Raw genomic sequence first — 17,179 nt, 5'->3', positions numbered from 1 at the left:
TCAACAGAGTTCTGTTTTAGAAGGTGGGGTGCACGACGTGGACCTGTCCCAGCGGGCCGCCGGTGTCGGCGCCCTCGCCGACGCGACCCGTCGCGACCTCTACGAGTACGTCGCGTCGCAGGCCGGGCCGGTGGGACGCGAGGAGGCGGCCCGGGCGCTCGGGCTCCCCCGGCACACGGCGAGCTTCCACCTCGACCGGCTGGTGGAGGTCGGGCTGCTCGCCACGGAGTACCGCCGGCTCACCGGCCGGACCGGACCGGGCGCCGGCCGGCCGAGCAAGCTCTACCGTCGCGCCGACCAGGAGTGGACGGTGTCACTCCCCGACCGTCGCTACGACCTGGTGGGCGGGATCCTGGCTCGCGGTGTCGAGACCGCCCGGGCGGGTGGGTCGACGATCGACGAGGCGGTCGAAGGTGCCGCCACCGAGGCCGGCGTCGCGGTCGGACGCAGGGCCCGACGCCGTCGCGACGCCCTCGTGAGGCTGGCCGACGCCCTCGCAGACCACGGTTTCGAGCCGAGGGTCGACGGTGAGACCGTCGTGCTGGCCAACTGCCCGTTCGACGCGCTCGCCCGCGAGCACACCGCGCTGGTGTGCGGGCTGAACCAGCACTTCGTCCAGGGGGTCGCCGACGGGGCCGGGTGCGCCGGCGTGACCGCCCATCTCGAGCCCGAGCCCGGGCTGTGCTGCGTCAAGGCGCGACGCGACCGCTGAGCGGTCGGGTCAGGGATGCAGCGTGCGGAGGTGCTGGTCGAGGTCGGCGGCCGCGGCGGCGCCGTACGCCTCCTCGCAGCGGTGCAGGAAGCGCGACCGCGACAGGGCGTACTCCTGGGTGCCGACCTGCTCGACGACGTAGACGGCCAGCAGGCAGCCGAGCTGCGCCGCCCGCTCGAGCGACAGGCCCCAGTCGAGCGCGGCCAGGAACCCGGCCCGGAACGCGTCGCCCACCCCGGTCGGCTCGACCTTGCGGACCTCGGGCACGGCCGCGACGTGGACGGGTTCCTCGCCCTTGCGCTCGACGCGTACGCCGCCGGGTCCGAGGGTGACCACCCAGGTGTCGACCCGGGAGAGGACCTCGTCGTGGCTCCACCCCGTCTTCTGCGTGATCAGCGCCGACTCGTACTCGTTGGAGAAGAGGATCGCCGCGCCGTCGATGAGCGGGCGGATCAGGTCGCCGTCGCCGAAGGCCAACTGCTGGCTCGGGTCGGAGACGAACCGGTAGCCACGCTGCCGGCACTCGTCGGTGTGCCGCAGCATCGCCTCCGGGTCGTCAGGCCCGATCAGGACGTAGTCGGGATCGCCCACCCGGTCGACGATCGGCTTGAGCTCGATCTCGCGGGCCTCGCTCATGGCGCCGGCGTAGAAGCTGGCGATCTGGGCGTGGGCGGAGTCGGTGGTGCAGACGAAGCGGGCGGTGTGGCGGGTGTCGGACACGTGGACGGAGTCGCAGTCGACGCGGTGCCGCTGCAGCCAGGAGCGGTACTCGGCGAAGTCCTCACCCACCGCGCCGACGAGCACCGGCTCGAGGCCGAGGTTGCCCAGCCCGAAGCAGATGTTGGCCGCGCAGCCGCCGCGGCGTACGTCGAGCTCCTCGACCAGGAACGAGACCGACAGCTTGTCGAGCTGGTCGACCACGAGGGAGTCGGAGAACTTGCCCGGGAAGGTCATCAGGTGGTCGGTCGCGATGGAGCCGGCGATCAGCAGGGGCACGCCACGGAACACTACCTCCGGGTACTGCTTCGGATACCCCGCGGTAGCCCCTAGCGTCGGCCACATGATCCAACCCGTTCGAGAGCTCACGTCGTTCTGCCGCGAGCAGGGCTTCCGGAAATGAGCGACGAGCGCGCCGCCCGGGCGTCGTACGACGACCTCGAGACCCCGGCCCAGATGCGGGCCGACGCCCGCGCGGTCGGCGACAACCTGCGACTGGAGCGGGCCCTCCGCGGCGCCGCTCGCCCCGCGCCCGGCCTCACCTACGACGACTACCCGCGCGAGGTCCGCAAGCGCGACATCGCGATCAGCGACGCGGCCGCCCGGCTGGCCGGAGCGCTGCACCTGCACCTGGACTAGGTGTAGGTCCCGGGTGCGACACAGCCCCCGCCGGCTCGGCGGGGGCTGGTTGCTGTGTGGTTCAGGTCTGCTGTCGCCTCACGGTGTTTCGACACGCTCCGTCGCGGCTTCGTGCCTCAGCCGCGGTCGCTGCTCAACCACCATCGACAGCTTCCACTGACTGCGTCAGTGGAAGCTGTCCCCGCACGCGCACGAGCCGGTGGCGTTGGGGTTGTCGATGGTGAAGCCCTGCTTCTCGATGCTGTCGACGAAGTCGATCATCGCGCCGTTGAGGTAGGGGACGCTCATCCGGTCGACGACCACGGTCACACCGCCGAAGTCGGTGGTCACGTCGCCGTCGAGGGTGCGCTCGTCGAAGAACAGCTGGTAGCGCAGCCCCGAGCACCCGCCGGGCTGCACCGAGATCCGCAGCTGGAGGTCGTCGCGCCCCTCCTGCTCCAGCAGGCTCTTCACCTTGGCAGCCGCGACGTCGCTCAGGTTGATCTGGTCGGTGCGGCGCTCGGTCTCGACCTGCTCGGTCATGGTGATGGCTCCCTGAGTGTGGGTGGATCCGTCTGACTCCCCCAATGGTCGCACACGAGGGGATATTCCCGGAGTCGCCTCACGCAGCGGGCAGCCGGACCTCGAACCGGGCGCCCCCGGGCCTGTCCGCCGCCCGGACCGATCCGCCGTGACGCTCGGCGACCGCCCTCACGATCGAGAGGCCGAGCCCGGTGCTGCCGGTGTCGCTGCGGGCCGCGTCGGCTCGCCAGAACCGCTCGAACACGCGGTCCCGGTCGCCCGGGTCGATCCCGGGGCCGTCGTCGGCCACCGCGAGCTCGACCGCGCCGTCGGGGCCGACACCGCAGGAGACCACGACCTGGCGCTCCGCGTGGCGGGCAGCGTTGGCCAGCAGGTTGCCGACCAGGCGCCCGAGGTCGCCCCGGTGACCGCGCACCGGCGCGGCGGTCACCGCCGAGGTGTCGACCTGGACGGTGGTCCCGGGCCGGAGCCGGGCCACCTCCTCGAGCACCACGTCGTCGAGGTCGACCAGGGTCGCCGGTGCGGCCGACGAGTGCTCGTCGCGGGCGAGGAACAGCAGGTCGCGGACCAGCCGCTCCATCCGGTCGCTCTCGGCGAGCAGGTCACGGGCGGTGTGCTCCCACTCCCCCGGCCGGTCCTCGCGGAGGGCCACCTCGAGCTGCGCGCGGTACGACGCCAGCGGGCTCTGCAGCTCGTGGGCGGCGTCCGCGACGAACTCCTGCTGCCGTCGGTGGCTCTGGTGGACGGGACGCAGCACCCGGCCGACGAGCAGCCACAGGAGCAACGTCGACACGACCATCAGCAGCGGGAGCCCCACCGCCAGGCTGGCCACGAGCCGCCGTACCGACTCGGCCACGGTCTCGTGGGCCGTGCCGACGTAGACCGTGACCGGTCCGTCGGGCCCCGCGACCGTGGTCGCCCAGACCCGGTAGTCCTCCGTCTCGTCGTCGTCCGGGACGTCGTCGAGGTCGCGTACGGCGGTGTCGCCGGTCGGCGGCCGCCAGTCGGTGACCGGTGGGGACGCCCCGAGGCTTGCCGAGGCGCCCTCCACCCGGTCACCGGCCACCACCTGCGCGAACCCGTCGTCGCCGACGTCGGTGACCAGCGTCGGGACCCGGCCCTGCTCGGCCCTCGCCGCCAGGTCGGCGACCCGTGCGCGGGCCAGGTCGTCGGCCGCGCCGGCCTGCGACCGGGCGAAGGCGAGGGTCAGGGCTGCCGCGGCGACCACCAGCACCGCGAGCGTGGTCGCCGCGGCGGCCGCGGTGATCCGGAGCCGGACCGGGTCCGGCGTCATCAGCCGCCGTCCTCGTCGAGGCGGTAGCCCGCGAGCCGGACGGTCTGCAGGGCCCGGCGGCCGAAGGGCTCGTCGATCCGCTGCCGGAGCTGCCGGACGTAGACCTCCACGATGTTGGGCGAGCCGTCGAACGCGAAGTCCCACACGTGCTCGAGGATCGTCGCCTTCGAGAGCACCTCGCCCGGACGGCGCAGGAAGAACTCCAGCAGCGCGAACTGTCGCGGCGTGAGCTCCACCGGTGTCTCGCCACGCCAGACCCGGTGCCGCGCCGGGTCCATCCGGAGGTCGCCCGCCTCGAGCTCGACGGGTCGTGCGTCGGCACCTCGGCGCAGCAGCGCCCGCAGCCGGGCGGTCAGCACGACGTAGGAGAAGGGCTTGCCGAGGAAGTCGTCGGCTCCGCCGTCGAGCGCACGCGCCTCGTCGGACGGGTCGTCGAGCGCGGTCAGCACCAGGACCGGCGTCCAGTCACCCGCGTCGCGCAGTCGGCGGCACAGCTCGAGCCCGTCCATCCCGGGGAGCATCACGTCGAGCACGAGCGCGTCGTAGTCGTTCTCAGTGGCCAGCCAGTGGCCGTCCTCCCCCGTCGCCGCCACGTCGACGGCGTACCCCTCGGCCTCGAGACCGCGCTTGACGGCGCGCGCGACCCGGGTGTCGTCCTCGACCACCAGGATCCTCACGACGTCACGGTGGCACGATCCCGCTGAACGCGCGCTGAAGCGCGGCTGAAGGTGAGGTGCGTTCAGGGTGGCTTCAGCGGGGGTGGTGCACCGTGGTGGTCATGAACAGGAAACAGGCCCTCATCACGACCTCGGCCGTCGCGGTCCTCGTGCTCGGTGGCGGCGGCGCGGCGCTCGCCGGTTCCGACGACGACGCGACCGATCGCCCCGTCGAGGGGCCGGCCCTCGAGCAGGCAACGGACGCCGCGCTGCAGGAGACCGGCGGTGGCGAGGTGACCGGCACCGAGGTCGGCGACGAGGAGAGCTACTACGAGGTCGAGGTCACCCTCGACGACGGCAGCCAGGTCGACGTCCAGCTCGACCGCGACTTCCAGGTGGTCTCCTCGGAGGCCGACCACGAGGACGACGGGAACGACGACTGAGGGTCAGTCCGACGTGCCCCGCTGACCGCGCACCAGCACGACGAGCGCGGCGACGAGGGCGACCAGCAGCACGAAGAGCAGCGCCAGGACCGGCACCGGGTCCACGACGACCACGTCGGGGTGCGCAGCCCAGTCGCAGCGCAGGCTGACCGGGGAGGCGAGCGACGGCCCCTGGACGCTGCTGCTCTCGGTGGCCCCCGGCGGGACCGGGGCGCGCCTGAAGCAGTAGTCGTCGAGGTACCAGCCGCGGGCGAGGAACCAGCCGAGCACCCCCACCGCGGCCACCACGAGGCCGACCAGGGCGGCGCGCCCCCGACTGCCCTGCCGGCTCACTGCGACCACGACCGCGCCACCCGCGCCGCCACGTCGGCCAGGGCGCCCGCCGGGTTGCCGAAGGAGCGCTCCTCGCCCACCATGTCCACCATCGCGTAGGCGGCCTCCACGCCCAGGGCCCGCATCTCACGGGACCCCACCAGCACCTTGCCGGCCAGGGCGACGCACGGCCGCAGCGCCTCGCCGGCGACCGACGCAACGCCGTACGGGACCTTGCCGGCCCGGCTCGAGAAGTCGAAGGCGCCCTCACCGGTGAGCACCAGGTCGGCCTCGCGGGCACGGCGTCCCAGGTCGACCGCCTCCGCGACCAGCGTGAGGCCGGGCTCGCGCGTCGCGCCGAGCAGCAGCAGCCCGTAGCCCAGCCCGCCGGCGGCCCCGGCACCCTTCTCCAGCGCGGTACGCCGGCCGGCCACCGCCGCGAAGCCCTCGAGCCAGCCGTCGACCACCGGGATCCGCTCCTCGGTCACGCCCTTCTGCGGGCCGAAGACCTTGGTCGCCCCGAACAGCCCGGCGAGCGGGTTCTCGACGTCGCTGGCCGCCACCAGCTCCACCCCCGCGACCCGGTCGCGCGCGGGCGCCAGGTCGATCGCGGACACGGCGGTGAGGCCGGCCGCGCCGACGTCGAGCGGCCCGTCGGCCGTGGCCCCGAGGGCGTGCAGCAGACCGGCGCCGGCGTCGTTCGTGCCGGAGCCGCCGAGCCCGACCACGACCCGCCGGGCACCGCTGTCCACGGCCGCCGCCACCAGCTCGCCCACCCCGGCGGTCGTCGCCTGCTCGGCGTCGCCGTCCAGCAGGTGCAGCCCGCAGGCCTGCGCGGACTCGACGTACGCGGTGTCCCCGACGCGGAGCAGCGTCGCCGGCACCGGCTCGCCGTGCGGCCCGCGCACCGTCACCGCGAGCACCTCGCCGCCCAGCGCCGCGTGCAGGACGTCGACGAACCCGGGGCCGCCGTCGGCCATCGGCGCGAGGTCGAGCTCGTCCGCGGGCGCCTGCCGGCGCCACCCCTCGGCCATCGCCTCGGCGGCCTCGACGGCCGTGAGGGTGCCGGCGAACTTGTCGGGGGCGATCAGGACGCGCATCCCCCCATCCTGTCCGAGCCCGCGAGACCGGGTGTGCCCGGGCTCGCGAAGGGGCGAGGAGATTGAGGGTCCGGCGCCGCACCGGAGCTCCGCGACGGGACGGCCCGGACGTCTCGAAATCGCGAGCCCGCGAGACCGGGCGTGCCCGGGCTCGCGAAGGGGCGAGGAGATTGAGGGTCCGGCGCCGCACCGGAGCTTCGCGACGGGACGGCCCGGACGTCTCGAAATCCCGAGCCCGCGAGACCGGGCGTGCCCGGGCTCGCGAAGGGGCGAGGAGATTGAGGGTCGTGGGTCACGATGGGGCCATGGACCCGCTCCCGCCGATCGTCGCCGAGGCCACGGTCCCGCTGCCGCCCCGCACCGCGTTCCTGGCCTTCACAGCGCACATGGGCGAGTGGTGGGACCCGGTGCTCTCCCCCGACCCGGCGACGTTCACCGGCGTGGACATCGACCCCGACGGCGAGGTGGCGCTGCGACACGGAGGGAGCCGGCACGTCTGGGGCGAGGTCACGACGTGGGACCCGCCGTCGGCGTACGCCCAGACGTTCTGGCTCGGCCACACACCGGACCACCCGACCACCCTGAGCGTGACGTTCCGGGCGGCCGCCGAGGGCACGCACGTCCGGCTCGAGCACGGCGGCTGGACCGAGGCCACGGCGGGGTTGCGGGAGAAGTACACCCACTGGGACGACCTGATGACGCGCTACGCGGCGCACGCCGCCCGATGACCGGCGACGCCCGGATCCGGCCGATGCGCCCCGACGACGTCGAGGCGTGCGAGCGCATCAGCTCGACGGCGTTCCACCAGCTCGACCTGCGTACCTACCAGCGGGCCTGGCCCGACCCCCAATCCCGCCCACCCGAGCGCCGGGAACGCTGGCACGCGCGCACCCACCACCTGCTCGCCACCGACCCGGGTGGTTGCTGGGTGGCCGAGGCCGACGGCGAGGTCGTCGGCTTCGCCACCTCGTCGGTGCGCGAGCTGATGTGGATCCTGGCGTCGTACGCCGTCCGGCCGCAGCTGCAGGGCCGCGGGCTCGGCCGGGCCCTCCTGGAGGCCGCGCTCCACCACGGCCGTGGCTGCCTGCGCGGGATGCTCAACGCGTCCGAGGACCCCCAGGCCCTGCGGCGGTACGCGACGTCCGGGTTCCGCCTGCACCCGCAGATGCTGCTCCGCGGCACCGTCGACCGGTCGCTGCTGCCCGTGGTGCGCCACGTGCGGGAGGGCACGCCAGGCGACCGTGACCTGCTCGACTCGCTGGACCGTCGCACCCGCGGCGCCGCCCACGGCCCCGACCACGAGGTGCTCGGTCGCGAGCTGCGGCTGCTGGTGACCGACCGGCCGGCGGGGTCGGGCTACGCCTACGTCGACGGGTCGGGGGCGCCGGTCCTGCTCGCGGCGACCGACCGGCGCGCCGCCACCGCCCTCGCCTGGGAGGGGCTGGCGGCCTCCGACCCCGACGTGCCCGTCGAGATCGGCCACGTCTCCGCGGCCAACGACTGGGCCGTCGACCTGGCGACCCGGGCGCGGCTCGAGATCTGGTCGCGCGGCTTCCTGGCCCTGCGCCGGATGAAGGAGCCCGCGCCGTACCTCCCGCACCCGACCTTCCTCTGACCGGAGCCTCGGCGGCCGGTACTCCAGTGACGAACGGCCCCCTTTCGGGGTCCTCGGGGGGACGACTGTCACTGGAGTACCGCAATCAGGCGTCTCCGGTCCGCGGCCTAGGATCTGGTCATGAGCACCGTCGACCTTCCCCTCCTCCCGCTCGGGCGGGGACGCGACCTCGACTCGGAGCGGGGCGTGGAGTGCCCGGGTGACCTGCCGGCGGCGTCCGACCCCGACCTGGTGGCGCGGGCGCGGGCGGCGCGCGAGGCGCTGGGCGAGCGGGCGTTCGTGCTCGGCCACCACTACCAGCGGGACGAGGTCATCCAGTTCGCCGACGTCACCGGCGACTCCTTCAAGCTCGCCCGCGACGCAGCGGCCCGGCCCGACGCCGAGTACGTCGTGTTCTGCGGCGTCCACTTCATGGCCGAGTCGGCCGACATCCTGACCGCCGACCACCAGCAGGTGGTCCTGCCCGACCTCGCGGCCGGCTGCTCGATGGCCGACATGGCGCGACTGGCGCAGGTCGAGGACGCCTGGGACTCGCTGACCGCGGCCGGCGTCGCCGACTCGGTCGTGCCGGTGACCTACATGAACTCCAGCGCCGACATCAAGGCGTTCGTCGGTCGCCACGGCGGGACCGTCTGCACCTCCAGCAACGCCGAGACCGCGCTGGAGTGGGCCTTCGACCAGAAGCCCGGCTCGTCCGAGGCTGTGAAGGTCCTCTTCCTCCCCGACCAGCACCTCGGCCGCAACACCGCGGTGCTCCAGCTGGGCCTCTCGCTGGACGACTGCGTCGTGTGGAACCCGCTGCTGCCCGACGGCGGGCTGACGGCCGAGGAGCTCCGCGACGCCCGGATGATCCTGTGGCGCGGCCACTGCTCCGTGCACGGCCGGTTCTCCGCCGATGTGGTCGACGAGCTGCGCGCGACGATCCCCGACGTCCGGGTGCTGGTCCACCCCGAGTGCACCCACGACGTCGTCCTCAAGGCCGACCTGATCGGGTCGACCGAGTTCATCATCAAGACCGTCGAGGCCGCTCCCCCGGGTTCGGCCTGGGCGATCGGCACCGAGCTCAATCTCGTCAAGCGGCTCGCGGCCGCCCACCCCGAGCAGCGGATCGCGTTCCTGGACCGGAACGTCTGCTACTGCTCGACGATGAACCGGATCGACCTGCCGCACCTGGTGTGGGCACTCGAGTCGCTGGTGGCCGGCACGGTCGTCAACCGGATCGAGGTCGACCCCGACACCACCCACTGGGCGCGGGTCGCGCTGCAGCGGATGCTCGACCTCCCGGGCCGGTCCCACCGCGACTGACCACCGGCGTACGCCGCACCCGGTCTCAGTCGGGCAGCTCGAACCAGACCACCACGCCGCCGCCCTCGTGGTCCGCGATCCCCATCCGGCCGCCGTGGGCCTCCACGATCCGGCGGCAGGTCGCGAGTCCGATGCCGCTGCCCGGCTTGGACCGGTCGAGTCGTACCAGCGGCTCGAAGGCCCGGTCGCGGTCGACCTCGGGGATCCCGGGTCCGCGGTCGGCCACCCCGATCCACCAGCCCGCCGGGAGACGCTCGGCGGACACCTCGACGGGGGCATCGTCCTCGGAGAACTTGACCGCGTTGGCCACGAGGTTCTGCATCACGGCGTGCAGCTGGAGGGTGTCGCCGCGGACGACCGGCAGCTCGCCCACCCGGACCTGTGCGGCGCTCGCCGGGGGGAGGTCCTCGACGACCTCGGCGGTCTGGGCGGCCAGGTCGACCTCGACGAGCTCGGGGTCGCCACCGCCCCGGGCGAAGCTGAGCAGCTCGCTGATCATGGCGTCCATCCGCTGCGCCCCGCGCTCCGCGCGCTCGAGGAGCCTGGAGAGGCCGAGGTCGTCGACCTCGTCGCGCGCGAGCTCGACCGACATCCGGATCGCGGCGAGCGGGTTCTTCAGGTCGTGGCTGACCTGACCGGCGAACGCACCGAGCCGCTCGTTGGCGACCAGCAGCCGCCGCGAGGTCAGCTCGAGCTCGAGCACGTCGACGACCCGGTCGGCGATCGTGGTCAGCGCCGTCGCGAGGGTGGGTCCGATCTCGTGCGCCTTCTCGTCGAACACGCAGAGCCGCCCGATCACCACCCCGTCCGGGGTGGTGAGCGCGTGCGAGGCGTAGAACCGCACCGCGCCGTGGGGGCCGGTCACGAACGGGTTGTCCCGGAACCGCGCGTCGACGCTGGCGTCGGGGACGAGCACGGTCGCCTCCTCGTGGAGCACCCGGGCGCACATGGAGTCCGCGCGGTCACAGGTCGAGGCCTCGAAGCCGTACGTCGCGACCTGGCGCTGCTCAGCGGCGGTGATGATGTTGAGGGAGGCCATCGGGACGCCGGCGCAGAGGGCGGCGAGCTCGGTCAGCGCCTCGAGGCCGCGCCGGGGCTCGGCGTCGAGGACGGCGTACTCCTCGATCGCCTGCTCGCGGACCTGGTCGTCGCTGGCGTTCACAAGCCCGGAGCATCCCACACGGCGAGCCAGCGGCCGAGGTCCTTCTCGACCGGCAGCTCGGCGGCGATCGCGTCGCGGACCTGGATCTCCAGCAGGTTGTCGCGCTGCTGCGCCCCCCGGGGCGCGAACGGGTAGAAGGTGCCCTGCTTGTAGAGGTAGACCAGACCGACCCGGTGGCCGGCGCCGTCGACGAACGGGACCAGCGAGCACAGCAGCCCGGCGCCGAAGCCCTGGGCCTCGAGGGTGGTGTTGACGGCGTGCAGGTCGGTGCACAGGCCGGCCACGTCGGTGGGGTCGCCCGCGACGGTCAGCCAGCTGAACCCGTAGGAGTCGGTCGTCACGGTCACGTCCGGCGCGTCGGCGTCGTCGTCGAGGAGCGCCACGACCTCTTCCTGCAGCTGCCGGAACGCCTCGCCGCCGGCCGCCCGGTAGCAGACCGATCCGGACCCGGTCGGCTGCAGGGCCATCGAGGTCTGCAGGGTGACGGCGGCGCTCGGCACGAGGAACAGCGAGTCGAGGTCGGCGCTCTTCTCCTGGCGCCGTCCGGTCAGCGCGTCCCAGAGCCCCATCAGGAGGTGGGCCGCCCGAGCTCGGCCTGGATCCGGGCGAGCTGCTCCAGCCGCTGCTCGAGCGAGGGGTGGGTCGAGGTGATCGTCGACAGCGAGACCCCACGCAGCGCCGGGGCGATGAAGAAGGCGTTCATCGACTTCGTCGCCCGCAGGTCGCGCTGCGGGATCGTCGACATCTCCCCGGTGATCTTCTGCAGAGCGGAGGCCAGGGCCGCCGGCTTCATGGTGAGGTAGGCGCCCGAACGGTCGGCGCACATCTCGCGGTAGCGGGACAACAACCGGGTCAGGAAGAAGCTCACCGCGTAGACGACCAGGCTCACGACGATCGCGATCAGGATCGCAGGGCCCCCGTTGCTGTCCCGGCCACGGGACAGCGCCCCGAACTGGGCACCGCGGGTGAGCATCCCGGCGACGATCCCGGCCGATGACGCCACGGTCATCACCAGCACGTCGCGGTGGGCGACGTGGGACAGCTCGTGGGCGAGCACCGCCTCGAGCTCCTCGTCGTCGAGGGTGTGCAGGATCCCCGTGGTCACGCAGACCACCGCGCGGTTGGGCGAACGCCCGGTCGCGAACGCGTTGGGCACACGCATGTCGGAGATCCCGACCCGCGGCTTGGGCATGTCGGCGAGCGCACAGAGCCGGTCGATCATGCCGTGGAGCTCCGGAGCCTCCTCGGGTGTGACCTCGCGGGCCCGCATCGCCCGCATCGCGACCTTGTCGGAGCTCCACCACTGCCAGAACGCGACGCCGATGCCGGCCAGTCCGATGAGGAGCCAGAACTCGCTGAACACGTACATCATCGCCACCACGAGCGCGACGAACAGCGCCCCCAGCAGGAACATGACGGTGGTCATCCGGACCGTCAGCCCGGTGTCCTTGACGAAGCGTGAGTGGGCCACGGGGTCAGCCGGGGATCAGGCCGTCGCCGCTGAGCAGGTCCCGGACCTCCTCCAGCGACGCGTCGGGAGGCGGCAGGATCAGGTCGGAGGCGTCGAGGGTGCCCGCCTCGTGGGGTACGGCGGCGGAGCGGACACCGGCCAGCAGCGCCGCGAGGGCGCGGCCGAACGCCTCGGTGTCGCCGGCCTCCACGGCCGACTCGACCGCGTCGTCGAGGTCGTTGAGGGTCTGCACCTTCTCGTCGGGGACGTCGAACTGCCCCTCGCCGAGGATCCGGACGATCACGTCTTGCCCTCGTCGGCGGACTTCTCGGGCTCCACCTCCAGGATCTCGCCGCCGTCCTGCCCCGACTCGATCGCCTCGGGGGCCGCGCCGGCCTTGAGCCGGGCGAGCTCGGCCTCGACGTCGGCGTCGGAGCTCATCGAGTCGAGCTCGCGGGCGATGTCGTCGCCGCCCCCGACCTGGCTGACGTCGTCGAGGGCGCCGGAGGCGATCAGCTCGTCGATGGCGCCCGCGCGCGCCTGCATCGAGGCCGTCTTGTCCTCGGCCCGCTGGATGGCCATCCCGACGTCGCCCATCTCCTCGCCGATGCCCGACATCGCCTCGTTGATCTTGGTCTGGGCCTCGGCCGCCGTGTACGTCGCCTTGATGGTCTCCTTGCGGGTGCGGAAGGACTCGACCTTCGCCTGCAGGCGCTGCTGGGCCAGGGTGAGCTTCTCCTCCTCACCCTGCAGCTGGGCGTGCTGGGCCTTGAGGTCACCGATCTGGCTGGCCAGCCCGGACTTGCGGGTGAGCGCCTCCCGGGCAAGGTCCTCGCGGCCGACGGAGATCGCCTTCTCGGCCTGGCCCTGCAGCTTCGTCGACTGCTGCTCGAGCTGGTTGACCTGCAGCTCCACCCGCTTGCGGCTGGTGGCGACGTCGGCCACCCCGCGGCGCACCTTCGCGAGGAGGTCGAGCTGCCGCTGGTAGCTGTAGTCGAGCGTCTCGCGAGGATCTTCGGCCTTGTCGAGGGCCTTGTTGGCCTTGGACCGGAAGATGAGACTGATGCGCTTCATGAGGCTCATGGCCCAACCCTAGGGCGCGTCTCCCAATCCGCATACCTGCTCCGCGGGATCTGGCAGCCCACTCGCGAGGACACCGGGCCGGAGGCGTCCCCGCGGCCCGACGCGCACGCGGGGGCACGGTCCTCACGCAGGTCCGGGTAGGGTTTCGGGGACCCACCGCATCGAGGACAGCACGAAGGCCCACCTTGTTCCGTCGTACCAAGCAGAGCGCCGAGGCGAGCACCCCCGCCGAGCCCGTCAAGGAAGGCGGCAAGGGCAGGCCCACGCCGACCCGCAGGGAGGCCGAGGCCGCCGCCAAGGCGCGGGCCAAGCCGCCCCGCAGCCGCAAGGAGCTGGCCCAGCGGCAGCGCGAGCAGCGGGCGGAGTCCAGCCGCAAGGTCCGGCAGGCCATGAAGTCCGGCGACGAGCGCTACTACATGCCGCGCGACAAGGGGCCGGTCCGCCGGTTCATCCGCGACTTCGTGGACGTCCGGTTCTCCTTCGTCGAGTTGATGATCCCGGTGATGATCCTGGTGCTGGTGCTCGGCTACTCCGGCAACCCCAACCTGATGCAGACCGGCAACACGATCCTGCTCGGGATGCTGCTGATCGTCGTGGTCGACCTGGTGTGGCTCCGGTTCCGGCTGCGTCGTGAGCTGGGCCGCCGCTTCCCCGACGAGCCGACCAAGGGGACCACCTACTACGCGATCTCGCGGGCGATGCAGATGAAGTTCATGCGGCTGCCCAAGTCACAGGTCCGGATCGGGCAGAGCCTGCCCGAGCACTACCGGTGACGGGTCCCGCCGCGGACGTCTCCTGCCGGGTCGCCTGGGCCGACGACGCGCCGGCCATCGCCCGGGTGCAGCTGGCGACCCGGCGTACCGACCTCGGAGGGCTGTTGCCGCCCGAGGTGCTCGACGTGGCGCCCGAGGAGGCGGCGGAGGCGTGGCGCGAGACGCTGACCCGCCCACCGGACGGGCGGGTGCGGGTGCTGGTCGCACTGGAACGCAACCGAGTGACCGGCTTCGCCATCACCTCCCCCGCGCTCGACCCCGACTGCGACCCGGTGGCCGACGCCGAGCTGATGGAGCTGACCGTCGATCCCGACGCACGCGGGCTGGGCCACGGGTCGCGGCTGCTGCAGGCGGGGGTCGACACGATGGTGGCCGACCGGTTCCGGCGCGCGGTGCTGTGGGCCACGGCCGACGACGACGCGCTGCGCCGATTCCTGACCGACGCCGGGTGGGCTCCGGACGGCGCCCACCGGGAGCTCGACCTCGACGGCAGCGGTACCACCACCGTGAAGCAGGTCCGGCTCCATACTTTGCTCACCGACCCTTGATTTCCAGCAGATCCGGAGGACCATGGAGGTCCGGTCGCACCCGCCGGACCGGAGGGGGGAGACCTCGCATGGGTCCACTACCGCAGCTGCACAGGGTTCTCGTGGCCGCTCTGCTCCTCATGTTGTTCCTCGCCGGCGGCATCTGGCTCGCCGGCCTCTTCGACCTCCCGCTCGGTGGCATCGGGGTGGGCCTCGGCGCCGGGCTGATGGTCGTCTGGCTCGCGACCCACGACTTCCGCCGGCCGCGCGAGCGTCCGATCCGCATCTCGCGACGCCGCTGAGACCTCGTCCCGCCCGGCGCTAGGGTCGCGGGGTGCCCGATGCTGCGACCCCGCCCGAGGACCGGGGCGCGGTGGTCCGCGACAGCATCGGCGTGGGAGTCGCCACCGGGCTCTACGGCACCTCGTTCGGGGCCGTCGCGGTCGCCTCCGGACTGAGCGTGGCGCAGACCTGCGTGCTGTCGCTGCTGATGTTCACCGGAGCCAGCCAGTTCTCCATGGTCGGCGTGTTCGCTGCCGGCGGCTCCCCCGCAGCGGCGTCGGCCACCGCCCTGCTGCTCGGCTCCCGGAACACGCTCTACGGCCTGCGCGTGGCGCCGCTGCTGGGGTGGAACGGCGTACGCCGCGTCGGCGCGGCGCACCTGCTGATCGACGAGTCGACCGCGATGTCGATCACCCGGCCCACCCCCGAGCTCGCGAGGGTCGGGTTCCTGGCGACGGGCCTCTCGATCTTCGTCCTCTGGAACGCCTTCACCCTCGTCGGCGCGGTCGCGGGCGAGGCGTTGGGCGACCCACGCGCCTACGGGCTGGACGCCGCGGTCGGTGCCGCGTTCCTGGCGCTGCTCTGGCCTCGGCTGGCCGACCGTCGCAACCAGCTGGTCGCACTGCTCGCGGTGGTCGTGGCCCTCGGGCTGGTGCCCGTCACCGCCGCCGGGGTCCCCGTCCTCGCGGCCGGCGGAGTCGCCCTCCTGGTCGGCGTCCTGTCGCGCCGCCCGGACCCCACCGAGTTCCCCGAAGCACCCCGATGATCTGGGCGGCGATCATCGGCGCAGGGATCGGCTGCTACCTGCTCAAGCTGGCCGGGTTCTCGATCCCCTCCTGGGTGCTCGACCACCCCGTGGTCGAGCGCGTGGCCGACCTGATCCCGGTCGCGCTGCTGGCTGCCCTGGTCGCGGTGCAGGTCCTGGCCACCGACGGCGCCCTCGTCGTCGACGCCCGGCTGGTCGGCCTGGCCGCCGCGGTCGTGCTCCTGCTGCTCCGGGCCCCGTTCCTGGTCGTGGTGTTCGGCGCGGCCCTCGTCGCAGCGCTCGTGCGACTGGTCTGAGCGGGTCTCAGTCGAGGCCCAGGAAGTCGTCCAGCCCCACGGTCAGGCCCGGCCGGCCCGCGATCTGCCGGAGCGCGGTGAGCACGCCCGGGGTGAACGACGCCCGGTCGGTCGAGTCGTGCCGGATCGTCAGCGTCTCCCCCAGCCCGCCGAGCACGACCTCCTGATGGGCGACCAGTCCGCGGGACCGCACGGCGTGGACGTGGATCCCGTCGACGTCGGCACCCCGGGCACCGTCGAGGCTCGTGGAGGTGGCGTCGGGGACCGGGCCGACGCCGGCCTCGCGGCGGGCCGCCGCGACCAGCTCCGCCGTACGACGGGCCGTGCCGGAGGGCGCGTCCGCCTTGTCCGGGTGGTGCAGCTCGACGATCTCGACGGACTCGAAGTGGCGCGCCGCCCGGGCCGCGAACCGCATCATCAGCACCGCCCCGATCGAGAAGTTCGGTGCGACCAGCACGCCGGTCGCGGGCGAGTCGGCCAGCCAGCCGCGCAGGGTCTCCAGCCGCTCCTCGTCGAAGCCGGTGGTGCCGACGACCGCGTGGATGCCGTGCCCGATGCACCACCGGAGGTTGTCCATGACGGCGTCGGGGTGGGTGAAGTCGACGACCGCCTCGGCGCCGTGCTCCTCCAGGACCTCGATCGGGTCGTGCTGGTCCACGCGGGCGACCAGCTCGGTGTCGGGCGCCTCCTCGACCGCGTGGCAGACGGCGGATCCGACCTTCCCCTGCGCCCCGAGGACGCCCACCCTGATCGTGTCGCTCACGGGCCCAACCTAGCGAGCCGACCGGCGCCGGTGGGTCACCGCTGACTCGTGCGGCCGGCTAGTGGCAGGCTGTGCCCATGGCGATGCAGCAGATCCCGCCGCGGATCCGGTGGGCAGTCGACCTGATGGACGTCCGGCCGGACGACAACATCCTCGAGATCGGGTGCGGCCCCGGCGCCGGCGCCGAGCTGATCTGCGAGCGTCTCCAGACCGGCAAGCTGTTCGCCATCGACCGCTCCGAGTCCGGCGTCGACCGCACCAAGCGGCGCTGCGCGAAGCACGTCGAGGCGGGCCGGCTCACGGTCCGGCAGATCGACCTGGCCACCCTGCGGGTGCCGGTCAAGCGGCTCACCAAGGTGTTCGCCTTCAACGTCAACCTGTTCTGGGTGCGCGAGTGTGCCGACGAGGTGGCACTGCTCCACGACCGGGTGCTCCCCGGTGGCGCGGTGCACCTGTTCTACGAGGCCAAGATGCCCGAGCTGGTGCCCAACATCGTCAGCAAGGCGTCGGCCGCGCTCTCCAGCGCCGGCTTCCGGGTCTCCGTGGTCGACCAGAAGGCCCCACCCGTCGTCGGGATCATCGGGCGCAGGTGAGCTGCTACCTGGGCCTCGCTCGCGAGGGCCAGTGAAGCTGCTCGCCAAGCGTGCTGGTTGAGCAGCGAGCGCGACCGAGCCTGCGAGCTCGCTGTGGGCTCAACCTTGAGTGCAACGCCTTGACATGATCGAGGTGTTGCAGATGGCTCGTCCTCCGTGGCCGTGTGAG

At 72.9% G+C, this 17,179-nt stretch carries 23 protein-coding genes and 1 pseudogene; 12 read left to right on the top strand and 12 right to left on the bottom strand.

The features are described from left to right. Nucleotides 1–28 precede the first annotated feature (28 nt). Nucleotides 29–712, top strand: coding sequence for a helix-turn-helix transcriptional regulator (locus tag ACQ1X7_RS18830; RefSeq protein ID WP_432479772.1), 684 nt, complete (start codon nt 29–31; stop codon nt 710–712). Nucleotides 713–721: 9 nt separating this feature from the next. Here the strand turns inward: ACQ1X7_RS18830 and ACQ1X7_RS18825 are convergent, their stop codons facing one another. Next, complete coding sequence (locus ACQ1X7_RS18825) at nt 722–1,708, bottom strand: carbohydrate kinase family protein (RefSeq protein WP_432479771.1); 987 nt, start codon at nt 1,706–1,708, stop codon at nt 722–724. A 120-nt stretch (nt 1,709–1,828) separates the two neighbouring features. Here ACQ1X7_RS18825 and ACQ1X7_RS18820 point away from each other — a divergent pair, with 120 nt between their 5' ends. Beyond that, on the top strand, nt 1,829–2,068 hold the full coding sequence (locus ACQ1X7_RS18820; RefSeq protein WP_432479770.1) for a hypothetical protein: 240 nt from the start codon (nt 1,829–1,831) through the stop codon (nt 2,066–2,068). Nucleotides 2,069–2,233: 165 nt separating this feature from the next. Here the strand turns inward: ACQ1X7_RS18820 and erpA are convergent, their stop codons facing one another. The 3 genes from erpA to ACQ1X7_RS18805 form a co-directional block, all read right to left on the bottom strand. Next, nucleotides 2,234–2,590 (bottom strand): iron-sulfur cluster insertion protein ErpA, encoded by a 357-nt coding sequence (gene erpA, locus ACQ1X7_RS18815; protein WP_432479769.1) that lies wholly within the window; start codon nt 2,588–2,590, stop codon nt 2,234–2,236. Between the two features lie 79 nt (nt 2,591–2,669). Beyond that, the gene (locus ACQ1X7_RS18810; protein WP_432479768.1) at nt 2,670–3,884 is read right to left on the bottom strand and encodes a sensor histidine kinase; all 1,215 of its coding nucleotides are present in this window, start codon (nt 3,882–3,884) and stop codon (nt 2,670–2,672) included. Continuing rightward, nucleotides 3,884–4,561 carry a response regulator transcription factor gene (locus tag ACQ1X7_RS18805; protein WP_432479767.1) on the bottom strand — a complete coding sequence of 226 codons (678 nt, stop codon included), beginning with the start codon at nt 4,559–4,561 and terminating at the stop codon, nt 3,884–3,886. Before ACQ1X7_RS18805 ends, ACQ1X7_RS18810 begins: the two co-directional genes overlap by 1 nt. Before the next feature lie 101 nt (nt 4,562–4,662). Here ACQ1X7_RS18805 and ACQ1X7_RS18800 point away from each other — a divergent pair, with 101 nt between their 5' ends. Continuing rightward, nucleotides 4,663–4,983, top strand: a complete 321-nt coding sequence (locus ACQ1X7_RS18800) for a PepSY domain-containing protein (protein ID WP_432479766.1) — start codon at nt 4,663–4,665, stop codon at nt 4,981–4,983. A 3-nt stretch (nt 4,984–4,986) separates the two neighbouring features. Here the strand turns inward: ACQ1X7_RS18800 and ACQ1X7_RS18795 are convergent, their stop codons facing one another. Then, nucleotides 4,987–5,325 carry a hypothetical protein gene (locus ACQ1X7_RS18795; RefSeq protein ID WP_432479765.1) on the bottom strand — a complete coding sequence of 113 codons (339 nt, stop codon included), beginning with the start codon at nt 5,323–5,325 and terminating at the stop codon, nt 4,987–4,989. Then, nucleotides 5,313–6,395: a glycerate kinase family protein gene (locus tag ACQ1X7_RS18790; RefSeq protein WP_432479764.1), complete on the bottom strand. Its 1,083-nt coding sequence runs from the start codon at nt 6,393–6,395 to the stop codon at nt 5,313–5,315. The genes ACQ1X7_RS18795 and ACQ1X7_RS18790 overlap by 13 nt, the downstream gene beginning before the upstream one ends. A 305-nt stretch (nt 6,396–6,700) precedes the next feature. Between ACQ1X7_RS18790 and ACQ1X7_RS18785 the strand changes: the two genes are divergently transcribed. The 3 genes from ACQ1X7_RS18785 to nadA all read left to right on the top strand — a co-directional run bounded on the left by ACQ1X7_RS18785 (nt 6,701) and on the right by nadA (nt 9,315). Then, nucleotides 6,701–7,123, top strand: a complete 423-nt coding sequence (locus tag ACQ1X7_RS18785; RefSeq protein WP_432479763.1) for an SRPBCC domain-containing protein — start codon at nt 6,701–6,703, stop codon at nt 7,121–7,123. Further along, the gene (locus ACQ1X7_RS18780; RefSeq protein WP_432479762.1) at nt 7,120–8,010 is read left to right on the top strand and encodes a GNAT family N-acetyltransferase; all 891 of its coding nucleotides are present in this window, start codon (nt 7,120–7,122) and stop codon (nt 8,008–8,010) included. The genes ACQ1X7_RS18785 and ACQ1X7_RS18780 overlap by 4 nt, the downstream gene beginning before the upstream one ends. 120 nt (nt 8,011–8,130) lie before the next feature. Next, nucleotides 8,131–9,315 carry a quinolinate synthase NadA gene (gene nadA / locus ACQ1X7_RS18775; RefSeq protein ID WP_432479761.1) on the top strand — a complete coding sequence of 395 codons (1,185 nt, stop codon included), beginning with the start codon at nt 8,131–8,133 and terminating at the stop codon, nt 9,313–9,315. Between the two features lie 25 nt (nt 9,316–9,340). On the opposite strand, the gene ACQ1X7_RS18770 is transcribed toward nadA, so the two are convergent. The 5 genes and pseudogenes from ACQ1X7_RS18770 to ACQ1X7_RS18750 all read right to left on the bottom strand — a co-directional run. Beyond that, nucleotides 9,341–10,477 (bottom strand): sensor histidine kinase, encoded by a 1,137-nt coding sequence (locus ACQ1X7_RS18770; RefSeq protein WP_432479760.1) that lies wholly within the window; start codon nt 10,475–10,477, stop codon nt 9,341–9,343. Beyond that, nucleotides 10,474–11,046, bottom strand: a complete 573-nt coding sequence (gene pspAB / locus ACQ1X7_RS18765) for a PspA-associated protein PspAB (protein ID WP_432479759.1) — start codon at nt 11,044–11,046, stop codon at nt 10,474–10,476. Before pspAB ends, ACQ1X7_RS18770 begins: the two co-directional genes overlap by 4 nt. After that, nucleotides 11,046–11,948: a zinc metalloprotease HtpX gene (gene htpX, locus ACQ1X7_RS18760; RefSeq protein ID WP_432479758.1), complete on the bottom strand. Its 903-nt coding sequence runs from the start codon at nt 11,946–11,948 to the stop codon at nt 11,046–11,048. Before htpX ends, pspAB begins: the two co-directional genes overlap by 1 nt. Before the next feature lie 4 nt (nt 11,949–11,952). Further along, nucleotides 11,953–12,231 (bottom strand): PspA-associated protein PspAA, encoded by a 279-nt coding sequence (pspAA, locus tag ACQ1X7_RS18755; protein WP_432479836.1) that lies wholly within the window; start codon nt 12,229–12,231, stop codon nt 11,953–11,955. A 9-nt stretch (nt 12,232–12,240) separates the two neighbouring features. Beyond that, nucleotides 12,241–13,010: pseudogene (locus ACQ1X7_RS18750) on the bottom strand (PspA/IM30 family protein); the annotation flags it as partial. A 185-nt stretch (nt 13,011–13,195) separates the two neighbouring features. Between ACQ1X7_RS18750 and ACQ1X7_RS18745 the strand changes: the two are divergent. The 5 genes from ACQ1X7_RS18745 (at nt 13,196) to ACQ1X7_RS18725 (ending at nt 15,654) form a co-directional block, all read left to right on the top strand. Further along, a complete protein-coding gene (locus ACQ1X7_RS18745) occupies nt 13,196–13,783 on the top strand; it encodes a DUF3043 domain-containing protein (RefSeq protein WP_432479757.1) in 588 nt (195 codons plus the stop codon). Beyond that, nucleotides 13,780–14,331, top strand: coding sequence for a GNAT family N-acetyltransferase (locus tag ACQ1X7_RS18740; RefSeq protein WP_432479756.1), 552 nt, complete (start codon nt 13,780–13,782; stop codon nt 14,329–14,331). The genes ACQ1X7_RS18745 and ACQ1X7_RS18740 overlap by 4 nt, the downstream gene beginning before the upstream one ends. 101 nt (nt 14,332–14,432) lie before the next feature. Beyond that, the gene (locus tag ACQ1X7_RS18735; RefSeq protein WP_432479755.1) at nt 14,433–14,612 is read left to right on the top strand and encodes a hypothetical protein; all 180 of its coding nucleotides are present in this window, start codon (nt 14,433–14,435) and stop codon (nt 14,610–14,612) included. A gap of 32 nt (nt 14,613–14,644) precedes the next feature. Beyond that, complete coding sequence (locus ACQ1X7_RS18730; protein ID WP_432479754.1) at nt 14,645–15,358, top strand: AzlC family ABC transporter permease; 714 nt, start codon at nt 14,645–14,647, stop codon at nt 15,356–15,358. Continuing rightward, on the top strand, nt 15,355–15,654 hold the full coding sequence (locus ACQ1X7_RS18725) for an AzlD domain-containing protein (protein WP_432479753.1): 300 nt from the start codon (nt 15,355–15,357) through the stop codon (nt 15,652–15,654). Before ACQ1X7_RS18730 ends, ACQ1X7_RS18725 begins: the two co-directional genes overlap by 4 nt. A gap of 7 nt (nt 15,655–15,661) precedes the next feature. Here the strand turns inward: ACQ1X7_RS18725 and dapB are convergent, their stop codons facing one another. Continuing rightward, entirely contained in the window at nt 15,662–16,417 is a 756-nt protein-coding gene (dapB, locus tag ACQ1X7_RS18720) for a 4-hydroxy-tetrahydrodipicolinate reductase (protein ID WP_432479752.1), read from the bottom strand. Nucleotides 16,418–16,494: 77 nt separating this feature from the next. Here dapB and ACQ1X7_RS18715 point away from each other — a divergent pair, with 77 nt between their 5' ends. Next, on the top strand, nt 16,495–17,010 hold the full coding sequence (locus ACQ1X7_RS18715) for a class I SAM-dependent methyltransferase (RefSeq protein ID WP_432479751.1): 516 nt from the start codon (nt 16,495–16,497) through the stop codon (nt 17,008–17,010). Nucleotides 17,011–17,179: the final 169 nt, after the last annotated feature.

The organism is Nocardioides sp. GXQ0305 (assembly GCF_050880345.1).
Classification (GTDB): domain Bacteria; phylum Actinomycetota; class Actinomycetes; order Propionibacteriales; family Nocardioidaceae; genus Nocardioides.
The sequence above is the reverse complement of the archived record's forward strand: the minus strand, read 5'-3'. Positions and strand labels throughout refer to the sequence as shown.

Excerpts from the sequence above, each read along its gene's own strand:
- ACQ1X7_RS18820 (WP_432479770.1), top strand. The coding sequence starts at position 1,829 with ATGAGCGACGAGCGCGCCGCCCGGGCGTCGTACGACGACCTCGAGACC.
- erpA (WP_432479769.1), bottom strand. The coding sequence starts at position 2,590 with ATGACCGAGCAGGTCGAGACCGAGCGCCGCACCGACCAGATCAACCTG.
- ACQ1X7_RS18810 (WP_432479768.1), bottom strand. The coding sequence starts at position 3,884 with ATGACGCCGGACCCGGTCCGGCTCCGGATCACCGCGGCCGCCGCGGCG.
- ACQ1X7_RS18800 (WP_432479766.1), top strand. The coding sequence starts at position 4,663 with ATGAACAGGAAACAGGCCCTCATCACGACCTCGGCCGTCGCGGTCCTC.
- ACQ1X7_RS18790 (WP_432479764.1), bottom strand. The coding sequence starts at position 6,395 with ATGCGCGTCCTGATCGCCCCCGACAAGTTCGCCGGCACCCTCACGGCC.
- ACQ1X7_RS18785 (WP_432479763.1), top strand. The coding sequence starts at position 6,701 with ATGGACCCGCTCCCGCCGATCGTCGCCGAGGCCACGGTCCCGCTGCCG.
- ACQ1X7_RS18780 (WP_432479762.1), top strand. The coding sequence starts at position 7,120 with ATGACCGGCGACGCCCGGATCCGGCCGATGCGCCCCGACGACGTCGAG.
- nadA (WP_432479761.1), top strand. The coding sequence starts at position 8,131 with ATGAGCACCGTCGACCTTCCCCTCCTCCCGCTCGGGCGGGGACGCGAC.
- pspAB (WP_432479759.1), bottom strand. The coding sequence starts at position 11,046 with ATGGGGCTCTGGGACGCGCTGACCGGACGGCGCCAGGAGAAGAGCGCC.
- ACQ1X7_RS18725 (WP_432479753.1), top strand. The coding sequence starts at position 15,355 with ATGATCTGGGCGGCGATCATCGGCGCAGGGATCGGCTGCTACCTGCTC.
- ACQ1X7_RS18715 (WP_432479751.1), top strand. The coding sequence starts at position 16,495 with ATGGCGATGCAGCAGATCCCGCCGCGGATCCGGTGGGCAGTCGACCTG.